Annotated in this window: 18 protein-coding genes; 8 read left to right on the plus strand and 10 right to left on the minus strand. The window is 54.8% G+C overall.

From position 1 onward, the window contains the following. Positions 1–18: 18 nt before the first annotated feature. From DDZ13_RS00080 to DDZ13_RS00095, 4 genes are all read right to left on the minus strand, one after another. Positions 19–1317, minus strand: a complete 1299-nt coding sequence (locus tag DDZ13_RS00080; RefSeq protein WP_110129840.1) for a carboxylate--amine ligase — start codon at positions 1315–1317, stop codon at positions 19–21. Positions 1318–1416: 99 nt separating this feature from the next. Beyond that, on the minus strand, positions 1417–2385 hold the full coding sequence (locus DDZ13_RS00085; protein WP_110129379.1) for a zinc-binding metallopeptidase family protein: 969 nt from the start codon (positions 2383–2385) through the stop codon (positions 1417–1419). A 278-nt stretch (positions 2386–2663) separates the two neighbouring features. Continuing rightward, the gene (locus DDZ13_RS00090) at positions 2664–6194 is read right to left on the minus strand and encodes a hypothetical protein (RefSeq protein ID WP_146209175.1); all 3531 of its coding nucleotides are present in this window, start codon (positions 6192–6194) and stop codon (positions 2664–2666) included. Between the two features lie 80 nt (positions 6195–6274). Further along, positions 6275–6793, minus strand: coding sequence for a peptidoglycan-binding domain-containing protein (locus tag DDZ13_RS00095; protein WP_110129381.1), 519 nt, complete (start codon positions 6791–6793; stop codon positions 6275–6277). 178 nt (positions 6794–6971) lie between these two features. Between DDZ13_RS00095 and DDZ13_RS15385 the strand changes: the two genes are divergently transcribed. Together DDZ13_RS15385 and DDZ13_RS00105 are read left to right on the plus strand one after the other, a co-directional pair. Beyond that, a complete protein-coding gene (locus tag DDZ13_RS15385) occupies positions 6972–7577 on the plus strand; it encodes a hypothetical protein (RefSeq protein ID WP_158279702.1) in 606 nt (201 codons plus the stop codon). 1 nt (position 7578) lies between these two features. Continuing rightward, on the plus strand, positions 7579–7947 hold the full coding sequence (locus DDZ13_RS00105) for a putative signal transducing protein (protein WP_158279703.1): 369 nt from the start codon (positions 7579–7581) through the stop codon (positions 7945–7947). A gap of 311 nt (positions 7948–8258) precedes the next feature. Here DDZ13_RS00105 and tdh read toward each other — a convergent pair whose 3' ends face one another. The 3 genes from tdh to DDZ13_RS00120 form a co-directional block, all read right to left on the minus strand. After that, positions 8259–9287: an L-threonine 3-dehydrogenase gene (gene tdh, locus DDZ13_RS00110; RefSeq protein ID WP_110129384.1), complete on the minus strand. Its 1029-nt coding sequence runs from the start codon at positions 9285–9287 to the stop codon at positions 8259–8261. Between the two features lie 99 nt (positions 9288–9386). Next, entirely contained in the window at positions 9387–10562 is a 1176-nt protein-coding gene (locus tag DDZ13_RS00115; protein WP_110129385.1) for an aminotransferase class I/II-fold pyridoxal phosphate-dependent enzyme, read from the minus strand. Positions 10563–10816: 254 nt separating this feature from the next. Then, positions 10817–11458 (minus strand): 3-keto-disaccharide hydrolase, encoded by a 642-nt coding sequence (locus DDZ13_RS00120; protein ID WP_110129386.1) that lies wholly within the window; start codon positions 11456–11458, stop codon positions 10817–10819. Positions 11459–11688: 230 nt separating this feature from the next. On the opposite strand from DDZ13_RS00120, the gene DDZ13_RS00125 reads away from it, so the two are divergent. The 3 genes from DDZ13_RS00125 to DDZ13_RS00135 all read left to right on the plus strand — a co-directional run bounded on the left by DDZ13_RS00125 (position 11689) and on the right by DDZ13_RS00135 (position 15860). Beyond that, positions 11689–13518 carry an alpha-1,3-galactosidase-related protein gene (locus tag DDZ13_RS00125; protein ID WP_110129387.1) on the plus strand — a complete coding sequence of 610 codons (1830 nt, stop codon included), beginning with the start codon at positions 11689–11691 and terminating at the stop codon, positions 13516–13518. A 147-nt stretch (positions 13519–13665) separates the two neighbouring features. Further along, positions 13666–15432 carry a sensor histidine kinase gene (locus tag DDZ13_RS00130; RefSeq protein WP_110129388.1) on the plus strand — a complete coding sequence of 589 codons (1767 nt, stop codon included), beginning with the start codon at positions 13666–13668 and terminating at the stop codon, positions 15430–15432. Between the two features lie 77 nt (positions 15433–15509). Further along, positions 15510–15860 (plus strand): arsenate reductase family protein, encoded by a 351-nt coding sequence (locus DDZ13_RS00135; RefSeq protein ID WP_110129389.1) that lies wholly within the window; start codon positions 15510–15512, stop codon positions 15858–15860. Positions 15861–16163: 303 nt separating this feature from the next. On the opposite strand, the gene DDZ13_RS00140 is transcribed toward DDZ13_RS00135, so the two are convergent. Next, positions 16164–17624, minus strand: a complete 1461-nt coding sequence (locus DDZ13_RS00140) for a phytoene desaturase family protein (protein ID WP_110129390.1) — start codon at positions 17622–17624, stop codon at positions 16164–16166. Positions 17625–17692: 68 nt separating this feature from the next. Then, positions 17693–18322: a hypothetical protein gene (locus tag DDZ13_RS00145; protein WP_110129391.1), complete on the minus strand. Its 630-nt coding sequence runs from the start codon at positions 18320–18322 to the stop codon at positions 17693–17695. A 57-nt stretch (positions 18323–18379) separates the two neighbouring features. Between DDZ13_RS00145 and dgt the strand changes: the two genes are divergently transcribed. Next, positions 18380–19669: a dGTP triphosphohydrolase gene (dgt, locus tag DDZ13_RS00150; RefSeq protein WP_110129392.1), complete on the plus strand. Its 1290-nt coding sequence runs from the start codon at positions 18380–18382 to the stop codon at positions 19667–19669. Between the two features lie 5 nt (positions 19670–19674). Continuing rightward, complete coding sequence (locus DDZ13_RS00155; RefSeq protein ID WP_110129393.1) at positions 19675–20655, plus strand: metallophosphoesterase; 981 nt, start codon at positions 19675–19677, stop codon at positions 20653–20655. Between the two features lie 10 nt (positions 20656–20665). Here DDZ13_RS00155 and DDZ13_RS00160 read toward each other — a convergent pair whose 3' ends face one another. Then, entirely contained in the window at positions 20666–22279 is a 1614-nt protein-coding gene (locus DDZ13_RS00160; protein WP_110129394.1) for a carbon starvation CstA family protein, read from the minus strand. Positions 22280–22409: 130 nt separating this feature from the next. On the opposite strand from DDZ13_RS00160, the gene DDZ13_RS00165 reads away from it, so the two are divergent. Then, the gene (locus DDZ13_RS00165; RefSeq protein ID WP_110129395.1) at positions 22410–23522 is read left to right on the plus strand and encodes a PfkB family carbohydrate kinase; all 1113 of its coding nucleotides are present in this window, start codon (positions 22410–22412) and stop codon (positions 23520–23522) included. The last annotated feature ends 45 nt before the right edge of the window (positions 23523–23567 follow it).

A 23567-nucleotide genomic window follows, 5' to 3' on the forward strand; every position in this document is an offset into this window, starting at 1 on the left:
TGCACGCCCGAATATTCGCTAGACGTAAAAGTCCAGATCCTCCTGGGACTTCAACAGATCGCGCATTTTAATCGGGTCGTCGCCGAAAAAGAAAACCAAGCCCCAGTGAGTGCCGAATGCGGATCGATCAGGAACAGTGTCTTCGGCCGGAGTGGGCAACTCGTTTGATTCGTAGTACGGGTGCTCGACGCATTCTTTCGGCATCTCCAGTTTGCTGATGACGCGGCGTCTTGGATAAACCCCGAAGCAACCGGCATAGCCCTTGGCATCAACGACCTCCTGCGGGAAGAATTCTTCCACCTCCTCTTTACTGCTTTTCGGGTCGAAGACCAACATAGAGGCCTGATAGGCGTTGAAGCCATAGGCCCGCTCGATCAGCTCGAAGGCCTTGAACCCGGGCGGGCGGTAGGCCACCTCACCAAAGTACATTTCACCGTCGGCAGTCACAAAGTACTCGGGGTGGATAAGTCCGAACTTGATATCAAATGTTTTGATCAGCAATTCGATCTGCTTCGTGATGGCATTCCGCCAGCTTTCGAGCTCCTCTGTAGCGGGAACGAAGACTGAATAACCGAGGGTAACATATTCGGAGATGTTGAGAAATTTGATTTCTCCGTCATGCACCCAGGCCTCGACAGCAAACTCCCAGCCATCCAGATGGCTCTCCATCAGGAGCGGATACTCCTCGGCGGGGATATAATCGATTTCCTCCATGGTCCGGATCATCCGATGCCCCAAGCAACCGGCTTTATCGAAGGCCTTGACGTGGATCGGGTCGTCCGGGTCGCCGTCGAGCTTGAGCAAGGTTTGATTCACCCGCCTCATAAAGCGGACGACATCATCTTTCTCGTGGGCTTCTTCGAAGATGCCGACCCGAATACCGCCCAACTGCGCACGGCGCTTCATCAGTGCCTTGTCGCGGAAGAGAATCGACTGCCCGTACATGCGAGGGCTATTGAGCAGAACCGAATTAATCGCGCCCGACCACTCCACGGTTTCCTCGAAGAGTGGGATGGCGACATCGACGCCCTCCGCTTTAAGTCGCTCGGCAATTTCTAAGGAACGATCGTTTAACCGGACAAAATCCCACGGAATAAAGGGGATATTGTTGGCGGCGCAGTAATCCGCCGCCCATTCAGGAGCTACGACGATGTATCGCCGATTAAATTTCTGAGCCGCCTTAATGGCATTCAAGCTCCAGCCCAGAAGAGCAATATAACCTTTGTTCGGATCTTTCGGCGTTTCGGTTCCTTTCACCGAGTCCAACTCAGAATCGCGCCAGGAAAGCACATCTTCAGTGAGTTCGGGCTTGGGCATTTCGGATTTGGATTTCATTTTCATAATTAACCTATCTTGTTTTTAGAGCGTTAGTTCTTGGTTCGCGCGGCTATCCAGCGTTCTCACTAGTGAGCCGCGTCAGCGACCGTGAGCACCACGGCGCAGCCAATCGTGGACAAAAGCCAGTTTCCGGTGGGCCGTCTTCGACAGAACAAAGGGATACAGTTCGGCCAGTCCCATGGAGCGATTGACGTGATTCATCCGCGTCGCGAGCGAGGCGGCAACGTGCACAAGCTTACCGGTATCCGGCTCAGCATATGGGTCCCAACTGTACCCGACCGGCATCTCCGGGGAAGTGAGGCCGGTGGCCACGAAACTATCAGTAATATCCGTCAGGTGAATCAAATGTGCTACAGTTTCCGCCCAGTCTTCGTGCGGATGAGATGAGGCATATGAAGTCAGGTAGTGTGTTTCCCATCCTTCAAGGGGTCCTGATTCGTAATGTTTTTGGAGCGCCGCAGCGTAATCAACCCGCTCGTCACCGAACATTTCCCTGAAAGCGTCGAGAAAATCTTCGCGCAGGCTGAGCCGCCACCAAAGCATGTGCGCAATCTCGTGGCGCATGTGCCCGATCATCGTCCGGTAGGGTTCATCCAAAGCTTCCCTGCGGGTCACACGCACAACGGGATCTGCCTCGGACACACTGATTGTCACAACGCCATCACTGTGGCCCATGGCGGCCGGCGTGTGGCCGTCAACCAGCATGTGAAATCGCGGTCTTGCCCCGGGATCCTCCGGCCGAAACCAATGCCATCGACCAAGGTTGTCCAACACCCAGCGTTTCGCCGCTTCCGTTTCCGCCCAATTTTCGATTGAGTTGGGAATCTCCGGATCCGGTGCCAGTTCGGTCATCGCGCAAGCCTTACAGAAGGCTCCCTTCTCCGGAGCAATCCAATTACATCCAATGCGCTCGCGGTTAATACAGAAAGGCGGCACCGGCAAAAACGCACGAGCCTGCGGATCATAAGCCACCGGTGCGCCCTCAGGCGTCGTCAGGTCGTTGAACCATAAAGTACCCGCACCAATCGGATTGGAAAATACATGCATGAACCGACACATCCTGCCCGAACCCGAGCACGATGCAAACCGTATCTTGAATCTGTAGCCCGTGCCAACCATTTCGACAACTGAAGCACGCGCCACCTTCAGAGCTTTGATGAGTCGTCCGGAACACGATCTTGAGGTCAGACGGGCCTCTGGTGAGGCTACGTTTATTTTCTGACTAAAAATCCGGTTATACGTGGTTAGTACGCGTTTAAACTTTCTCTAACTCATTCATAATAAGACAGTTACCGACTTTGCATAAACCTCAAAATGTATCAGAGTTAAGGCCCCACCAAAGTATCGGCTTCGTCAGGCCGTCCATTCGGATTGATTTCCACTGTCTTCTCCCAATTTCGAGGTGAAGCAGGTTCTTCCGGCACCTTCCCCGCACCTGGCGCTGCCCGCGCTCCGGTGTCCTCGGGTGACATTCGCCCGGCTTCCACCTCGCGCAGACGCATGATCTCAAGCTTATCCAGCATCTCGTCGGGCGTGAGTGTCTCTCCAGCCGCACTCTTTGCCTCCAGTCGACGAAGATATGCATCGATATCGCTTATGTCACGAAGCCGTGAGCCGGCAGGCTGCCGAAACAAGTCTTCTGCCTCATCCGCCAGATCGCGCGTGGCCCCTTCGGGCAAACCATCCTTCCAATCAGCCTCCAAATCAGCATAACGCTCTTTCAACTTTGAGGCCTCCATGTCAATCGAGGTGCCTCCGCCGACTTCGGCGCTTCTTGCACCGGAAGCATTCTCAAAAACAGGGGTTGGCAGGGCTTCCGTGTCGCCGAGACGCCCGCTTGGCGGAGGCACGAGTTCCGTATCACCAAGGCGTCCAGAGGGACCTGCAGGCTCGGGACTAAGATCCACGGTCAAACCCTCGTCTCCCGCTGCTCTACTGCCCGGGATATCCCTTACCGGTGCATCCGGATCCACGCCGGCCGCTTTTCGCCAAGCTCCATTGATCAGGTTATTCCCCTGAGAAGCAGCAAACGACAACCCCGTCATTGCCAACTGTTTTGCAAAATCCCGGCAAGCTTGCTTGGCGATCACATCCGCACGCTCATAATAAGCCTGCCCCAAAATAAAGGCCTTGCCGCGGGCAACGGTCAGGGCATGGCCACTCTTAACGTAACTGTAGGAGGCCCGACCTATGTCGGACACCGCGAATACCGCATCATATATTAAAGAGGCATAAGGATTACCGATAAGAAATCCTAGAGGTAGTGTTTCAAATGTCAGTGCGAGGTCGTCAATGTCAGCTTCATGATCCCGTTCCTCCAATTCAGCTGCCAGATCGGAAACCATTTTGATCCAGTTTAATGCAGACTCATCAGCGACCCATGACTGAAAGTTCTTATTGTTGACCTTTTTAACCAGCTTTGGCCGGAGACTGTTGAGAATCGGTCGATGCGTATCGCTTACCAGCTCCAAAAGCGCGCGGGCATTACAATTCTTGACGCCCTTAATTTCCTCCTGCGCATCCTCGATCATACCGAGCAAGCGATGCGTCGCATCATTCAACTGCTTGGCTTTCCAATCATTCAGCTCTTTCACATTCGAGTAACCTGTTTTCTTCATCAGGTATTCGTCTGAGTTTTTCAGCTCCCAGAAGTACATGGCTTTCCCCTTCGGTGATGCGTACTCAACAAACCGATACGGGCTCTCCTGATCAGGAGGCATTTGCTCAAGCATACGAAGCAGGCGGTCCGGCCTGTTTAGAAGTGAGTTCAACCAGCCAGCCTTTTCCTCCAACAATCGATGTAATTCGCCCTTCATCAGAAGAAGGGCGGCGACGTGTCCCACGCTGACGTAGGCTCTCGGCTGGTTCCGCGCCTCACCCTTCAGGGGATCCCAGAGATATAAGATTGGGTTCAGCCCTCTCAACGGGCTTGGTGGTTCACCGGTAAACACATCCGAGAACACCGCAGAGTTGAGAGAATATCGGCCTATTTTGGCGAAAGGTACTGCAGGCAGGCTATCCTCCATGCGCGGATCAAACTCGAAATCCGGAACACATGCCACCGCTTGCTCGAGCGCCTCAAGCCAGAGGGTCTTCTCCGGCGGGACATCATGGACCCCAAAGATCGCTGATGCTTCCCGGGGCAAAGGAGACACCGGCCCCAGAAAGTGCTCTCTTCGCCAATCCGTATCCACGGAAAAAACCAAGCGACCCGGACTGGCTGGCTCCTTTTCATCGTTCGCGGCAGTTGGAAGCGGAAGCGTTATCGCGCGTTCATTCGGGTCACCCTGATGCGATTGATGCATCGGCCGCAAGGGGGACCGGACATGAAACGGAGCGGAGGCATAAATCGTAGGATCTTCGGTCGGCTTGAGAAACAAGTGCTCGGGCGAGACGATAGGCAAATCGGGTGAATCCATTCCTGTCGAAACCGCTGAATAGCGGACGGGAACCGAATCGAAGCCGGGCGCCTTGGTAAAAATCATCTCCAGTCGGACACGATCACCCACCATCGCGAAACTCGCGGGAATCCATTTATCCGCGATCCGCGGATTACTGTTCGGAATTTGCCGCGCCAGCTGGAGTTGCCCCCCCAGGTCCGAATAGAGCATGGCCCAAGGCAGCATTTGGTCCCTGAAAATAATTCTTTTGAAACTGGATTCGGTATTCGGCGGAACCCGGGCCTCGACCAGAATCAATTCTTTATCCTCAGCCTGCGCGATCGATAGGTCGTATTGCTCAAAGGCCGAACGACGCTCCATGTCAGCCTTGTCGCCACGTTTGACCGATACTGGATAGTAAACAATTGCCCCTTCGGGATCTTTGAAAACAGGAAACTTATCCCTCGAGTATTTATAGTCCTTCAATCGCACAAGCAGTGTTCTGTTTAGGGCATTCCCGTAGAGGTTTGCCTGAGCGCCCGCCACGTAATCGGGGGTATTTCCCCCGATCATGAAGTATGGATTCGTTTGATCGGTCAGAACTTCGAGGCTGTGCAACTTCGGCTCCGGGAAGCCATTGATGACCAGTTCAAGCGGGAAGCGGGCCCCATTCACATCCACTTGATAGGTGCCCGGCTTCACATTGTCCCACAGGGTAATTCGGGTGCGATATCCGATAACGGCACCCCCGGGCTGCTGCCTGATGGCACTTGCATACGTATCCCAAAAGTCTGGTTCTACGATAGTTTCAAAATCCGGTTCACCCAGTACACGGGTTCGAATACCTCCCCAGAAGTTCTCCCCATATACTGCCAACTCAATGCTTGGCCGGTTGCCCCGTTGAGCGTTTGTCTCCTCTTCCCACCAATGCTCGTCGTAGTCGAACTCGGCTTTCGGAATCTCTTTCCAAAACTCAAACGTCCCAAACCTGGCCTTTGTAATCGTAACCGATTGACTCAATGCCTTGCGCTCCTCCTTTCCGATCTGAATGCGTTCAATCTTCGGAAGAACACGTCGTAATACCGCTTTGCCCGTATCGCCACCGCGGGTTTTCCACGTCCCCGCCATTTCCATTCCCAGCGCCGATGGAGTCATTTTTAACAAGTCGACGTCGTCTTTGTACGCGTATTGTACACGTAGCACGAGCTTGTCCAGTTGCGAGGCATCAAGATTCATCCTCGAACCCCGAAGCTCATCCGAGCGAGGACCGCCATCCGGATAAAACTTTCCCTCAACCGACCATTGCAAAGGCCCCTCGGGCGACCTTCGCTCCCGCCAAATAGTGAGCCTGACCCTATCGTGCTTTGGAGCACCCATCAGTTCTCCTTCCCAGTTGCCGACAATGCCTGTCTGGTCAGATGCTTCTACCTTTGCCGTGGCAAAGACCGGATCGTCCTCCGCTAAAAGGCATGACATATGCCCTAGATTAAGAATGAATAAGAGGCTCAGGCATTTTCTCGATAGCAGCATCATAAAGGCATTTTGTGGTCGTTCATTCAGCCATGCGGCGGATTTTGCGTGATTGATTTATAAATTTGCTCGGTGATGACCGGGGTCTCGTAACGATACGGCAGTCCGGTTGATTCCAGGTAGCTATTGATGGCAGCACGGGTTGCGGCATCGATGACGCCATCAACTTTGCCCGGATCAAAGCCCCGGGTCACCAATGATTGTTCCAACTGCAAGGCCTCTGAACGATGCAACTTCCGTTCAATCACGTAAACCGGATTGCCCGCAGCTGCAGAAATGAGTCCGATACGCCCATCCACCCAATAAATCAACCCGATGGTTTGATCGCCCGCCGTGTAGCGTTTTGCTCCTTTCAGCTCATCGGCGCTACTTATCCCGTAATAAACATCAGCCAATATAGGATCATCCATTCCCAAAGGCCGCGTGCGTAGAACCACCGAATCCCATTCTTCATAGCGGGCATCATCCAGCCAGTGTAATTGTTCCCCAATCCGTATGAAACGGGCGTTTTGCGCCCCCTTTTCCCGCAAATTCAATGCCGGCATCGACACCGTGTTCAATGCTCTTACAGCAACCACATCGTATTGCCGGGATGTGGACTTACCTGCCAGGGCATCCCGCGAAGAACAACCGGCAACTGCCAAACATAGCAGTGAAAACAGAATTATTTGGACGTGATTAGCCTGAAAAAATACCCTAATCATAATAATAAGTTTTATTTATATGAGCGATTTTTGTGAAATAGGCCAGACAAAGCCTGAAGCGATTTGCCAGAGCTGCGGCAGCAACTGGTCGGACTTGAAATACAAAAATGAGTGCCCGGAATGCGGAGGCGGCGCGTTGCAAGTCCCCTGCCCTGACTGCTCCGGAACTTGCGGCTCAATGTGGGACCGTGCGGTGCTCGATTCGAATGACAGTGGTAAAGCCCATTGGATTGGACAATGTTACCACAAGGCTGACCGATTTGGTGGACCTGACATTCAAGAGGATTCACAACAGCGCTATCTCTTCCGCTTCGGCTATCACAATAAGGAACAACTCCGTCTTAATGCCGTGTTTAACGATGATGCCGAATGCAGCGAGTGGATCTTTATTGAAACATCCAACAAGCGCGAGGCCGCCGAACTCGGCCGACTGTACGCGGATCTTTTCATCATGAAACTTTTCGAGGCTGATTGGAGTAATCTGCGGCAAAAGGCTTACCTCTGGTCCGAAGCCGGCTTCGCTGAATGGATCGAGGAGGATTTGCAGGAAATCGCGCATGCGGAACAAGCCAAAGTTCCCCTGGTCAAGTCACCACAAGACATTCTTAAAGTACTCCTCGATTAACATGCCGGTTATCGCCACCTACACAAAAATGGAAGACGCCCATTTGGCGGTTTCCCAACTTCAGGGCAGCGGCGTCGAGGCGTGGCTGCGCGATGAAGCCACGGCCAACCTCTACTGGCTCTACTCCAACGCGATCGGTGGAGTGAAAGTCGAGGTTGCGGAGGAAGATATCGAACGGGCACGGGAGGTTCTGGAATTACCCAAGGAAGAAAGCGGACTGCTTCAGTGCCCGCACTGCGGCTCGCAAAATACCAGTGTTCGGCAGATGAATCTGATTTCCGCGCTGGCCTTAATCTTCCTGAGCTTAATTCTCCCTGAGCGGAAGCACAAAGCGGACTGTCTGGACTGCGGCAAGAGCTTTGATTTCTAGTCGCACCCCAGCTTTGACATGGGGATGATTTGTAGGGCCGCTGCGTGGCGGCACCCGCGGATCTTGCGAGACCTTTCGAAGGACTGAAAGTCAGTACGAAGTCTCACGGTCTTCACCGGGCCAGGCCCTTATACCGCTTCGATTTAATTATGGTTCAATCGAATTGATGTAGCAGAGCCAGTCTCTGGCTCTATCCCGATATGTATGCATGACGATGCCAGAGGACCCGTCTTCATCGGATTACGCCGAGGCATGCTGCCATAGCTACAAAATAAACTGTTAGATTATAGCAATTTTAGTTCGATTTCGTATTACGTATTCCAGTCGAGCACGACCTTGCCGCAGTCACCGGCGTTCATCACCTCGAAGGCTTTCTCGAAATCCTTATAGTCCATCCGGTGCGTGATGACTGGCTTGATATCAAGCCCCGCGCGGAGGAGTGAGGACATTTGGTACCAGGATTCATACATCTCACGACCATAGACCCCCTTAATGGTAAGCATGCTGAAGATGACCTGGTTCCAGTCGATGTTCATCGGCCCGCTGGGGATGCCGAGCATGGAAATTTTTCCGCCGTGGCTCATGTTGGCGATCATGTCCTGAAAGGCCTGCGGGTTACCCGACATTTCGAGGCCGACATCGAAGCCTTCTTCCATGCCCAGCTCCTTCTGCACATCGGCTAGGGAGGTCTCGCGAACATCGAAAGCGTGCTCGATGCCCAAACGGCGGGCGAGTTCCAGGCGTTTCGGATTCACATCCGTAATGACCACGTGCCGGGCGCCCGCGTGCTTGACCACGGCCGCCCCCATGATACCGATCGGGCCCGCTCCGGTAACGAGCACATCCTCGCAAACACAGGGAAACTGGAAGGCCGTGTGCACGGCATTGCCGAACGGGTCGAAGATCGAAGCCACCTCCAAGTCGACATCTCCATGATGCTCCCAAAGGTTGGTCACGGGTAACGTAATGTATTCGGCGAAACAACCGGGGTGGTTTACCCCCACCCCACGGGTCTCGCGACAGAGGTGACGCCGTCCCGCCATGCAATTCCGGCAATGACCACAGACGAGGTGGCCCTCACCACTAACCAGATCCCCCAAGCTAAAGTCCACGACATCATTACCAATCTCGACAATGCGTCCCACAAATTCATGGCCGATAATATTCGGCACCTTGACCGCCTTCTGCGCCCATTCATCCCAGTTATAAATATGCAGGTCCGTACCGCAAACGCCGGTCTTTTCGACTTTAATGACGACTTCACGCGAGCCCGCTTTCGGCTCAGGCACATCCTGTAGCGTCAGACCCTTTTCGGCGTGTGTTTTGACCAGTGCTTTCATAAAGTTATACTCCGTCCCCCGCTTTCACAAGCGAGGCCGCGTCGTCTCAAAACTCTGTTTTGGGAAGATCGATTTACCAGTTTGTTTTTCATAAAGAGGCTAAAGTTTGGTAAAGGCATCCAGCACCTTCTCGAGATGACAATCCTGCAAGGCAGCCGAGACCTGTACCCGTAAGCGCGCCTCGCCACGAGGCACCACCGGGAAGCCGAAAGCCACCACCCAGACCCCCAACTCCAGCAAGCGCTCGCTCTTGCGGATGGCCTCGGCCTCGTCCCCGATCATGATCGGGATGATCGCGCTCGGGGAGTCCTGGAGTTCGTAGCCGAGTTCCTTGAGGCCCTGACGCAGACGCCGGGTGTTAGCATGCAACCGATCGACCAGTGTCGTGTCACGCTCCATGATATCGACAGCCGCGGCAGCACCGCAAGCGACCGGAACCGGTAGCGCGTTGGAAAAGAGACTCGTGCGGCTGCGTTGCACCAGAAGGTCGATAAACGCCTGACTCGCGGCCACGTAGCCGCCCGCGGCGCCGCCCAGGGTCTTGCCCAGCGTCCCGGTGACCACGTCGATCTCGCCCCATACCCCGCAGTGCTCGGCCGTGCCCTTGCCGGTCACCCCCATCGGACCGACGCCGTGCGAGTCGTCCATTACCAACATGGCATTGAACTCACGGCAGAGGGCCACCAGCGCCTGCATGTCCGCCACCGAGCCTTCCATGCTGAAGACTCCGTCGGTCACGACCCAGATTACTTCCGCTTCTTTCGACCATTCCTCCATCTTGGCGCGCAGGTCGTCGAGATCGCGGTGCTTGTAGACCGTGCGCTTGAGCGGTCGGGCCAGGCGGCAGGCGTCAATGATGCTGGCATGATTCAACTCATCGGAAAGGATCACATCTTTCGGTCCGGCCGCTGTCGCAATCGCGGCTTCATTGGCATTCCAGCAACTGACATAGCTTAGCGCAGCCGGCGTGCCCGAAAATTTGGCCAGCTTTGCCTCCAGTTCACGATGGGCATCGAAGGTACCGCAGATAAAACGCACCGAGGCAGTGCCCGCACCGTAGTGATCGAGACCCCGCCGGGTGGCTTCAACCACCTCGGGATGATTCGCCAGGCCGAGGTAGTTGTTGGAGCAGAGCACCACGCATTCGCCCTCGCCCTCCAGCTGGACGGTGGCATCCATCGGCCCGGCCACATGGCGAAGGCGTTTCAAGGTGCCCGCCGATCGCATGGCATCGATATCCTGACGGGTGCGGGTTTCAAAAAGCTCAGAACTCATCTTATGGCGATAAATAGGACGCCATAGAACGAACTTCAGCGGAGCGGGTCAATCGGCAAGCATCGCCGGGGGCAAATAACTGTGCGATAAACTGTGGGGGATGCCAGCGACCCGATGGCTAAGCCAGCTGCTAAGTTCAGAGGCCTTGCCCAGCTGCCGTAGCGGCTTTAAAGAATTTTCGACATTTCATACATCAGTCGAATCATACTACTGGAACGACGACAACGAAATCTCCCCTCGCGGAGAAGGAACTGCTAGAGTTCCATTATCTCAATATTTCGAAAATAGATCGGCGCGCCGCCATGCTTACCCTGAAAGCCGATTTTCCCGTATTGCGGGAGCCCTGCCGGCGCCTTGCTCAACCAGGGCGGCGTAGCACTCCCGTCGGGATTGGTCTTGGCACTGGTAAAGTCGCTTAAATCGAAGGTATTCACGCGGACGCCATTCAGGTGCACGGTGACCATCGGGCCGGAGGCGACGATCACCATCTCATTCCATTCGCCCGGCTGCTTGACGGCACGTTTGTAAGCCCCCTGGCGACCGAAGAATGCGCCGCACTGCCAACTACGTGGGCGCTTTAACCACCGCTCCGAGTAGTCATCGGCGATCTGCACCTCAACGGAATCGGTCACCCAGTTTTCGATATCGCTGGCGTAAAAAAAGACCCCGCTATTGGTGGCTTCCCCATTCTTGAACTCGAGTCGCAGCACAAAGCTCCCATAGTCTTTTTTCGTCCAGATGATCTGATCTTCCGAAGCGGTCATCACGCCGTCGGCATCACGCGTCCAGACTCCCTCAGGATAGGTGGCGTTCGACAGGTTGTCGTTGAAAAGCGAGGTGAACTCCCCTGCGAAGCAAGAAGTGACGGCAAAAAGGGAAAACAAGATATACTTCATAGAATATAAAATAATTGGAGATCGCAAAGTAACGCAGCCATATGCTTGCTGTCACTGGTTTTATGAAACTTATGCAGCTCCATAGCGTCTCTATGGAGCGTCTTTTTCGAGGCGTGTTCCCAAAAACCAACTTATTTGATGAAGTAAATTTATTTACACTGGGAACAGCCCCTCCTTTGCTTCGGCTAGGTGCATCCAATGAAGGGCGATACGTCATGCTTCCAAATAATATGAAAGAATTCATCCTGATTTTGTCTGCTTTGACCGGGACATGGATGACAGCCATCGCCGATGAGGCACTGACACTGTCTCCCCCACCCGCAGGAGTCGATGCGACTCCGATCCTGCGGGCGGCACTTGCCAAATGCGAGCGGGAAGACATCTCCCGCCTGGTCCTAAGCCCCGGGCGATGGGAACTCCACCCGGACAAGGCCGCTGGGATGTTCCGGCATATTTCCAATCATGACCCGGGGTACAAACGCGTTGCGCTACACCTCGATCATTTAGATAACTTCGAAATCGACGGGCAAGGTGCCTCCCTGATCTGCCACGGTGCCATGATCCCCTTTGCCGTGGACCACTCGAAACAGATTACCATCCGCAATCTGACCATCGACTGGGATAAACCCTTTCATCTTGAAGGTACGGTCACGGCACTGGGTAAGGATTATTTCGACCTCAAAGTGCTTCCCGGTTGCCGTCCGGTCATTAAAGACGGGGTCCTTTTGGGCGGCATTGCTGACGGGACCTGGGGCAATGACCGGGACCCGAAGGAAGTGCGGCAGGATTATGTTTGGAACTACTGGATCGACCCGCAAACCCGGGCCGCTGCTTCGACACAGCTGCAGCTCCGACTGTGGAATGCGGAAAAAGAAACCTTTGCTGAGGTCACCGGGATCGGCCCCTTGCACTATCGCATCAGAAACGCACACAGGGGCTCACTACCTGAACTGGGCACCGTCATGGTCGCCAAGGGTAAGCGCCGCATGAACCGTCTCTCACCCGCGATCCACCTCAGCTCAAGCGATGACGTGCTTCTGGAAAATATCACCATACACCACGCTGGCGGCATGGGCTTGATCGCCGAAGATTGCGCCAATCCAACTTTAAGAAATTTCCATGTCCGGTTGCACGACAACCCGCGCAGCCTGGTCACGACCACCGCCGATGCCACGCACTTCGTAGGCTGCCGGGGAACAGTGACGATTGAAGACTGCCTGTTCGAAAACATGTTGGATGATGCCTGTAACGTGCACGGGATCTACGCGCCCGCCGAAGGCCTGATCGCACCGAACCGGCTCGCGGTGAGTTTCTCCCACTTTCAACAGCTGGGTACCGCCTTCGCCCGGCCGGGCGACAGGGTGCGCCTGATCCACCGCGACACGCTTCTACCCTATGGCGATGAGCGCCGGATCACAGACATCGAGCGTGTGAATGAAGATTACTACATCCTCACTCTGGACGAACCCGTCGACTCGTTTTATCAGGCGAACAGCAGCGTGGAAAACATCGCCACACGCCCGAGCCTGATATTCCGGAACAACGTGAGCCGCAACAACCGTGCCCGCAGCATACTCGTTACAGCCGGGGACAAGGTAGCCATCGAAGGCAACCGTTTCGAGCGCCCTTCCATGATGTCCATACTCATTGAGGGGGATAACCATTTCTGGTATGAATCCGGAGCTGTCACCGATGTCACGATTCGGGATAATGTCTTCATCGGCCACTCACCTTATGCGCCCCTTCTGAAGCTCGCCCCCATGCAAAGAGGCGCCCCGGCCATCCAACCACCCTATCACCAAAACATTCGAATACTGAATAACCGGATCGAAGCAGCCAGCAACAAGCTGATCGAAGCACGGCGTATCGAAGGGCTCGAATTTTCGGGTAACACCGTAAGCTACAACGAAGATCTTAAGGGCGAACCCACCATCCATCTAACCGCTTGCGAGGACGCCAGCTTCATAGGCAACCGCTTTGCAGAAGCCACAGAAATTAAGGTAACCCCTGAAACAACAAGCGTGCGAATCGAAGGGAACAAGGGACTCATCCAGGATTGAAATCACTGAAGACTTTGATTAGAAATTGTATTTCTTAGAGGTCATCTGACTAACAATGCTTAAGGATATTTCTTCCGCTTCACTCGATTGAAACAATCCTATCCGTGATCCCACCGATCCAAGCTGAGCTGATTACTACAAATCAACGTGTCCCTTATTTTTAACAAAAAATCGTCCTGGGCTTGGTGCATTTGCGCGCTTCTGCTCGCCGGATTCCTGACCAACAGTTTGAGTAATTATCTGGTCTCGCGCAACAACGTGCGCAAGACCCTGGCCGAAAGCACGCTGCCACTCACTTCGGACAATGTTTACTCCGAAATTCAGCGCGACCTCCTGCGCCCGGTTTTCATCGCATCACTGATGGCGAACGACACCTTCCTGCGCGATTGGGCCATCGCGGGCGAGAAGGATCGAGATGCCATCGTCCGTTATCTGCATGAGATCAAAATCAAATACGGCACGGTCAGCAGCTTCTTCGTTTCCGATAAAACCCTGAAATATTATTACGCTCACGGGCTATTGAAAACAGTGAGTGAGGACGAACCGCGCGACGAGTGGTACTTCCGCGTTCGCGAGATGGACGAACCCTACGAGATCAATGTCGACCCCGACATGGCCAATCAGGACGCGTTGACGATTTTCATCAACTACCGGGTGAGAGATTATGCCGGCAACTTCATCGGGGCCACCGGAGTGGGGCTGACGGTGACGAAAGTAAATCGTTTAATCAGTCGTTATGAGGCCAAATACGATCGGCAAATCTACTTTGTCGACGCCAGTGGGAACGTCGTGCTTCGCCCTTCGAACAGCACTATGCGTGGCTATGATAGTCTGCAGGAAATCGAAGGTTTGGGCGAACGGGTAGCCGACTTGCTGGCGGGCAAAACGGATTCCCTCACCTACAAGCGCCTCGGCGACCGGCGAATCATGAATTGCCGCTACGTCCCTGAACTCGACTGGTATCTGATCGTCGAGCAGAGCGAGGCAACCATGATGGCTCCTTTACGGCAGGAGCTCTATCTCAGCATCGCAACCGCACTCCTTACGACCGCACTCGTTGCCGGAATTTGCATCTTTGTGGTGCGTTCCCAAAAAGCCAAAGCAGAGTGCCAGAATCAGGAACTGAAGGAGAGCACCCGACTCATCCAGGAACAGCGTGCCGCCATCGAAAAGGAAACCTCGGAACTGGGAGCACTGAACCTAAAACTGCAGACACTCAACAGTGAGAAGGACGATTTCCTCGGCATCGTCGCTCACGATCTGCGCAATCCGCTCAACTCTATCATCGGATTGAGTGAACTGACGCTCTCCGAATTACCGGACGATGACTCGACCAAGGAATTCAAGGAATCATTGAGCCATATTCATCGCAGCGGTGAAGAGATGCTCGAGTTGATTGACGAGCTATTGAATGTTGCCCGTATCGAGGCCTATCACGAGTCCTTTGAAACGCAGCTGATCGAATGGAACCCGCTTCTGGAACGAACGGCTCAGCGGTTTGCGGAGGATGCCAGCCGTAAGCACATCCAGCTCAAGCTGGAGATCGACGCTACCGGAGAAACAGAGCTCAAAGGTGTTGAAGAATGGATGTCTGTTATCGTGAACAATCTACTGAGCAACGCACTGAAATATAGTCCGGAATACAGCAAGGTTACCCTTCGCACCGAGCGCACCGAACATACCGTGATCACCCGGATCCAGGATAGCGGCCCGGGCATCAGCCCGGATGAACAAAGCAAGCTCTTCCAAAAATTCGTCCGTCTTTCCGCAAAACCAACTGGGAACGAACATTCCACCGGCCTGGGACTTTACGTGGTCAAACAAATGTGCGACCGGCTCGGAATCAACATTCGCGTGGAAAGCGGGCTCGGCCGTGGTGCGATCTTCATCCTCGAGCAGGAGCTGCATTCATAGACGAACAGAAACCGCCACAGTAGTCTAATTTGTCAGCTGAGGCTTGAATTAAGCGCCCAGACGAAAAATATCCACCCATGCTAAAGCTCTATACTTACAAAAACTGCAGCACCTGTCGCAAAGCCAGGAAGTTCCTCGACGCCCGAGGTATTGAATACGATGAACGCCCTATTCGTGAGACTCCGCCCTCGCGTGCCGAACTCAGCCAGATGCTGGAAGCCTACAGCGGAAAGATGACCCGCCTCTATAACACGTCCAGTAAGGATTACCGCGAAGCCGGGCTGAAGGACTTGCTTCCTGATTTGAGCCAGGAGGAAGCTTACACCCGTCTTCAGGAAAACGGCAACCTGGTCAAACGCCCCTTTCTTGTCGGCGATGGCGTCGCACTCGTCGGCTTCAAGGAAGACGAATGGGCTGGGCGCTTGTAGTCTCTCGGTACACTCGCCCCTGCACATAGAAGGTGAATGAGCCACCTGTTGCCTTTATCGAAGGTCTAATACCACTTTGCAAAAGTTTTGATCTTTTTGGAAACAGATTGTTCGTAGCGAACTTGCGCAGCTAGGTCGAGGGTGGTATCTGAGTGCTAATCGACGGCACTGGCGTACCATCGCTACAACCATTAAGTATCAATTCTTTTTTAAATTGGTATAATACCGTTTTACCTGTTCGACATCGAGTGGCCTTAACTTGATTTCTCCTCAGCTTGGCATTCAACGCCGAACGTTCGACGTTCACACGGCCTTCTCTTGTTCATAGAGCCATTTGTCCAGTTTGTTGGCCGTGATCACCCCGTAGTTCATGGTCCCGAGCCAGCCGGACATAATAATACCGACCGAGCCCGCGTGATATAGGCCTTCGATTTGCCCGGACAATCCCATGGAGACTTTAAGGCCCTCAAACTTGGTGCCGAATGACGTGCCTTGCATGGATTTGGTGTAATGGTTCACGGTACGCGGGGTCGCCGCTTCGATGTGATCGATCTTGTCCCGCACCCCGGGGATGAAGGTTTCCAGACTGGCCACACACTCGTCGCAAAGACGCTGCTTTTCCTGCTGGTACTCTTCCTCGGTCAAATCATTCCACTCGTCCCAGCGGGCATTCAGCGACGCCACGACAGTATACCGGTCCTGTGAAAGGTGCGGTCTCGTTTCCGGGTAATAGACCGAGAAGGTGTGGCTACTGGTCTTGATGGAGGTGAGTTCGTCGATGGAATACTCGGGTGCCTTGGAGGTGAAGACGAGGTCGCCGATATTCGGGATAGTCTCGCCCTTTTTGATCCCCATATAGACCTGGCAGGAGCTGGTATTATTGCGCACGGCTTTAACTTCCTTGATGAAATCCTCGCTGAATTTATCCTCGCCCACCAAGTATTCGATCGTGTTGCGCACATTGGCGTTGGAGAGCACCGCCTTGCATTTGATATGCCGGACGGGGAATTCCTCTTCGCCGGTATTCTGACTACGCGCCCGGACACCAACCACTTTTCCGTCCTCCACGTCGATCCCGTCGACAAGGGCACACTTGCGGACTTCGCAGCCGTTCTTTTTCAGTTCCGCCACCATTTTTTTGATCAGTGTGTCGGTCCCGCCCTGAAAGGTGAAGACACCCTTGCTCATGAAATTCGAAAAGACGATCCCGTAGGTAATCGCCGGGTCGTCGACATGCGAGCCGTTGGCGTAAGAGATCGGCTCCATCAGGAGTCGGTGTACATCGCTGCGCCCCGGGAAAAACTCCTCGAACATTTCACCCGTGGTCTGGGTGTTGTCGTCGTAGAAGTTCATCTGTCGGAGATGGGTGTAGAAGGCCTCCACCTTGTCGCGGTCGACTTTGAAATCCTCGACCAGGATACGGGTGAAGTCCTCGCGGTCAAAAGTCGTCCAGACATTCATCTGGGGGTTGATGAAACGGACGTCCTTGAGCTGATGGATGGAATCGGCGATCTCCTTGGTCCAGTATTTACGGCAGCTCTTGACCATACCGTAGGGAAACCCGTGTAGGGAGATATCGAAGATATGCCCTCCCGGGCGCTTAAACCAGGTGGCCAATCCGCCGAACTGGTAATGATGCTCGAGCAGCAGCACCTTGTGCCCGTTCTTAGCCAAATAGTTCGCGCCGGTCAGCCCGCCCAATCCGGAGCCGACGACGACAACGTCGTATTCATCTTCAATGCCTTCTAGCCAATCTTTCGCCATAAGTCGCAGGAGTTAGAAACTTCTCCCGCCAAGAGAGAAGCAAAAAACATCCGGCTCAAGCACGAGACTCAAAAACCCTGAACACTTTGCGGGGCACTCTGAATGAGATTCCCCTCGTGCTGCTTCGCCAGGAACTCGTCCAGCTGTTTTTGAAAGACCATCAGCCCACCCCCACTTTTTTTGGCACGGACCTCACCATCGCTGCGCACATAGTCGAAGCCAAAGGCAGAAGGCGGCGGCTCGTCCTTTTCAAGCTCGTCCTCAACCGGCGGTTCCGCTTCTTCCCAGTAGGCGCCCCCCCCCAGCACTGCAAGCAGCGCATTCATTTCATATTCACTCATACTTCCCACGCGCTTGTAGGTTTCCAAAACAGACTTTCCACCCACAAAGAGAACGTGTACCTCCCAACCGGAACCGAGCGTTCCTTTATCGAGATCGGATTGTGTGGGCTGCCGACCATCGTCGGATTTAAAATAAACGCGCACCTCGGCCGAATTCCCCAGATACTGCAGGTATTGCGTGTAGGGTCCGCTGCTGCGACGGGTTTTCCGCTCCTCCTTATCCCGGTAGATAATGCCACCGTTGCTGAACAAACGGCGCTCAAAAGACTCACGGCGCTCACCGATCCGGGCGTCCACGGATCGGGGAAGCAATAGGCTGGCCACGACGGCCATGGTGAAAAACAGGGAATATTTCATGATTGAGATAAAGTTTTTTTCTACCCTCACTGATAGCCTGAGACAAGTTCTAAGCGTATGCAAAACCGGTTCTATCAAATTTTTGACCTCGAACGCTTTCCCGAAAACCAAAAAATCGACGACGGGGAATACCGTAGTGCGTTCGAAATCGAACGTGACCGCATCGTCTTCTCCTACCCTTTCCGGCGGCTGCAGTCGAAGACACAGGTCTTCCAGTCCGGCGAATATGACTTCTACCGAACCCGTCTGACCCACTCTATTGAGGTGGCCAAGATCGGGCGTTCGATCTGTAAATATCTTCGGGCCAGCTCCGACCTGCTCAGTGAAGACTTTTATATCGATGCTGATCTAACCGAGGCAGTATGCCTGGCCCATGACCTGGGGCACCCGCCTTTCGGACATATTGGCGAACGCAAACTCAACGAACTGATGGCAGCCCACGGGGGATTTGAAGGCAATGGGCAAACCCTGCGCATCCTGACAGAGTTAATATACGAGCGTCCGGGCAGGACCAAAGGCATCGCCCCGACCCGCGCCTTTCTCGACGGGGTGATGAAATACAAAGCGCTGCACTCTGAACACCTGCAAACCAGCGGCGTGCCCCCGGAGAATCATTTCATCTACGATAATCAATCCGAATGGCGACAAACCATCTTCGGTGGGGACCAACCGCCGGCAGAGATGCAAAGCCCCGCAAGCCTCAATGCTTTCAAAAGTATTGAGTGCCAGATTATGGACTGGGCGGATGACACCGCCTATTCGCTCCACGACATCGTGGACGGCATTCACGCCCGCTACATTACCGTCGGGAGCCTGAACGATTGGGCCGAAGGTCGCGATCTCAATGAAGAGCAACGACAACACATCGATAAACTTTGCCAGGTCATCCGCGAGAACCGCTATGAACCTTACTTCGGCAGTCGGATCGGACGCTTTGTGCATGGCTGCTCCCTGGTCCGCCGGGAGGGCTTTCTCAGCGACCGAACCCATCGCCACGCCTTCGATCTCAAAATCGATCCCTCGGTCAAAGCAGAGAGTCAACTCTACAAGCAAATTGCCCTGCACCTCATCTTTAAGTCCACCCAACTCCAGCAGATCGAGTTTAAGGGCGGTCACATCCTCGAACGCCTCTTTCAGGGGCTCAGCGAACACTGCGCCGAAGGCAAAGGCGAGGGCCTGCGAATCCTCTCACCGCAGGTGCTGGAACTGATGGACCAGGAAAGCACCACCACCGGCCGGTATCGCCGACTCTGCGACTATGTGGCCGGCCTGACCGATGGCCTCGCCGTGCGTACTTACAAGCGGCTCTACGATGCCGATTTCGGCTCGATCGCCGAGTTGGTCTAGTGGGCATGAAGCAGGAAACCCCATCCATTTCGATCCCACAGCTTCGGAACGCCAATGACTTGAAAGCAAGGATGGGCGAAGCGCTCCTAAACAGCCGCTTGGCCAAACAAGCCAAACACGAAGCGCGACTCACGCACCAGGGCGAAGGCATTTTCAAGCTGGAACGCTCCCGCCATATCTCAATCGATCGCTTGGCCGAAAAGGCCCTGAGGCTCTCCCTGCTTTGGAGACGTGCGCATCAGAATATTTTCAAGATCCGCACCGTCGAGCAGGCGTGGCAGTTGCCGAACTTACCGCCGGCATTTGATGGCTTCCGTCTACTGCAATTAAGCGACCTCCATCTCGACATCGACCCAAACCTGGCCTCGGTAATTGCGCGAAGCGTGAGGAAATGCCCACACGATGCCATGGTCGTCACGGGCGACTTCCGAAAAACCACGAGCGATGATCTGGAGCCCTCTATGGCGCTGATGCCACAAATTCTGGAAGCAACCAAAGCCCCCTGCTACGGGGTACTGGGGAACCACGATTTTATTCAAAAGGTGGAACGACTCGAGAGCTACGGCATGAGAATTCTTTTGAACGAGTCGACGCCTTTGAAACGTGATGGGGAAAAGCTCTGGATCGCCGGGGTCGATGATCCGCATTTTTACCGGACCCACGACTTTGCTGCGGCCCGCAGTGGGATGCCGGAAGATGCCTGTTCGGTGCTGCTCTGCCACTCGCCCGAGCCTTATAGTGAAGCAGCCGAATACGGCTTCGATCTCATGCTCTCCGGCCACACACACGGCGGACAAATCTGCCTGCCCGGCGGCCGGCACCTCGTCAACTCAAGCAAAGGTCTGCCAAGGCGGTTCGTCCGTGGTCGCTGGCAGAGCGGCAGCATGCTCGGCTACACCTCTCCCGGGACCGGCAGCTCCGGCGTTGCCGCCCGGCTGAACTGCCCGCCGGAGATTACCGTGCACACTTTAGCCTGCCAGCGGTAGCGGCCCCCTGCTAAGTCTCACTGGCAGCCACCACAGGTCCCACCAGGACGAACTTCATCGACATCACTGTAACATAAAGCCCGAGCAGGACCATGCCGAGGGCGATGCCTCCGAGCAGGCTGAACGGCCCGTGCTGGAAGACCATAAAGACCAGAGCCGTCATGGGCATAACGACCATCAGCGCGGCGGGAATCAGGGCGAAGCCGAAAGCGATGCGCCGGTGCTTGAGAAAAACGACAAAGGTGATGAGTGCGAGCGCCGCCAGCAACTGGTTGGTCGAACCGAAAAGGGGCCAGATGGCCTTCCAGACCGGAAGCACGGAACCATCGGGTGCCGTAAAGGTGCCGAAGGCGGCAAACCCCGGCAGCACCAGTACTAGAGCCGTGCCCACATAACGACTGGACTGGCTACGCCATTCAAAAAACTCTTCCAGAAGGAAACGGGTCAGCCGTGTGCAGGTGTCGAGTGTCGTCAAGAGAAAGGTGCTGACGGCCAGCGTGGCAAAAGTCAGCCCGACCGAATGCGGGATGCCGAGCGACTCGAAAAAGATCGCCGACCCTCCGGCAAAGGTCCCGACCGGTCCGCCCTCGCCAATGCCACCTACCACCCCGATGCAGGCCAAGGCAAAAACCGCCAGTAGGCCTTCGACCAGCATGGCCCCATAGGAGACCTTTTTCACATCCCGTTCCGTGCGAATCTGTTTCGAGGTCGTCCCGCTGCTGACGACGCTGTGAAAGCCGCTACAAGCCCCGCAGGCGACGGTGATAAAAAGAAAGGGTACGAGATAATTCAGATCGCTCGGCTCGAAACTGGTGTAAGCCGGAAGATCGAACCCTCCGCCGTGCAAGATAAGGCCAAGCACCCCCAATAACATGATAGCATACAGAAAAGTCGCGCTGAGAAAATCACGCGGCTGCATGAGCACCCCGACTGGCAAAATCGCGGCGCAATAACAGTAGAGCAGCACCGCCCCGGTCCAGAAGCCCTTGCCCATGTCGGCGGCGGGAAACTGCACGCCGACCCAGAGCCCTAGGTAGGTGAGCACTACGAAAAGCGGGACCACAATCTTGTAGGAAATCCCCGCGCGACGGGCGACCAAGCCAAAGAGCAGGGCCACCACAATAAACCAACCCGAAGCCGTGGCCACCGCGGGTTGATCGACAAAACCGGTCACCGTCAGATCCAGGAAAACGACGATGACATAAACCAGCGCGAGCACGACGAAGATGAGAAAGAGCTTCCCTGTGGTTTCGCCGACCAAGTTGCGGCAAGTCGTCGTGATCGATCGTCCGCGATATCGCAGGGACATCAAAGTGCTGCCGAAGTCGTGCACTCCGCCGACAAAGGCCGAGCCGAGAATAATCCACACCCAGGTCGGCAACCAGCCGAAGGCGGCCGCGGCAATGACCGGCCCCACAATCGGCCCGGCCCCGGCAATCGAGGAGAAATGGTGCCCGAATAAGACGGAAGCCCGCGTCGGCACGTAGTCGACGCCGTCATTGATTTCACAGGCCGGAGTCTCCCGGTCCGGATCAATGCCACAGCGTTTCTCCAGAAAGACTCCGTAAAAACGATAAGCCAGCGCCAGCAAAATTGCGGAAAGGGCAAGCAGGGTAATCAGCATCGACAAATAAATACTTGCCCGAACAATTTCCTGTCAACTCCGGTAAGCAGCCGAGGGGCAGCTCCGAAAATAGTTTGCCGCAGCCCCATCCAGCACTTAGCACCTACCCACACTGTAACTCTCTCAGCACATGGAACATCAGACCAAAACCCTTTCCGAACTCGAAAAATGCGCGGGTAAAGCCGCCTCAATCAAGGCGGTTGTCGGCATCGACGGCTTTGTCGATAAAATTGTCCATCCGGTCGACAAACGCAACGGCCCGGGTGATGACTTTGACCGCATCCCCACCATTTCGGAGTTCGGCTCGCGCATCAGCTCGGCTGCGGGCAAGAGCGCCAACATCGAACTGGCCCCGGTCGTGGAAAAGCTGGGCGGGAATGGCCCGATCATGGCCAACGCACAAGCCGCCCACGGACTACAGGTCCGCTACATCGGCGCCTTGGGCGAGAATGCCATCCACCCGGTTTTCAGTGAGTTCGCGGTTAAAACCGGCGCCGTATCGATCGCCGATCCCGGCATCAGCCACGCGGCCGAGTTTAAAGATGGCAAAATCATCTTCGGCTCAATGGCCAGCTTGGAAGCGATCCACTACGACCATATTCTGGAACTGGTGGGAGAAGAAGCGTTGGAGTCCCTCTTCTCCGGAGCCAATCTCATCGCCATGGTCAACTGGACGATGATTCCCTTCCTCACCGAGGTCTTTAAAAAGATGCTCAGCGATCTGCTACCCAAGCTACCGGAAGATCCGGAAAGACTCTTTTTCTTCGACTTGGCGGACCCGGAAAAACGTTCCTCCGAAGATTTGAAAGAAGTTCTCCACCTCTTCAAGGAATTCGAAGCTTTCGGCAAAGTCATCCTCGGGCTGAACTATCGCGAAGCAGAACAAGTCGATGGCCTGCTGGGGCACGAACCCATGGAGAAGACTCCCGAAAACCTGCAATCTCTGGCCGCGCGCATTCGGGAAGCACTCAAGGTGGATACGGTCGTGGTTCATCCGGTGGAATGTGCCGCCTGTGCCACACCGGAAGGCACTGCCTTTGCCGAGGGCCCGCTCTGTGATGACCCGAAGATCACCACCGGGGCGGGCGATCACTTCAACTCGGGCTTTGTCACCGGCCGCTTGATCGGACTTTCCCCCGAAGCCGCTCTTACCCTCGCCGTCGCCACTTCCGGCCATTACGTCCGCACAGCGGTGAGCCCGACACTCGACGATCTCGCGAAGTTCATCGGTTCCTGGAAGTAAGCAGATGGTGGAACGATTTTATCTTGTCCTCTGGCGCATGACCTC

Source organism: Coraliomargarita sinensis, assembly GCF_003185655.1.
GTDB lineage: Bacteria > Verrucomicrobiota > Verrucomicrobiia > Opitutales > Coraliomargaritaceae > Coraliomargarita_B > Coraliomargarita_B sinensis.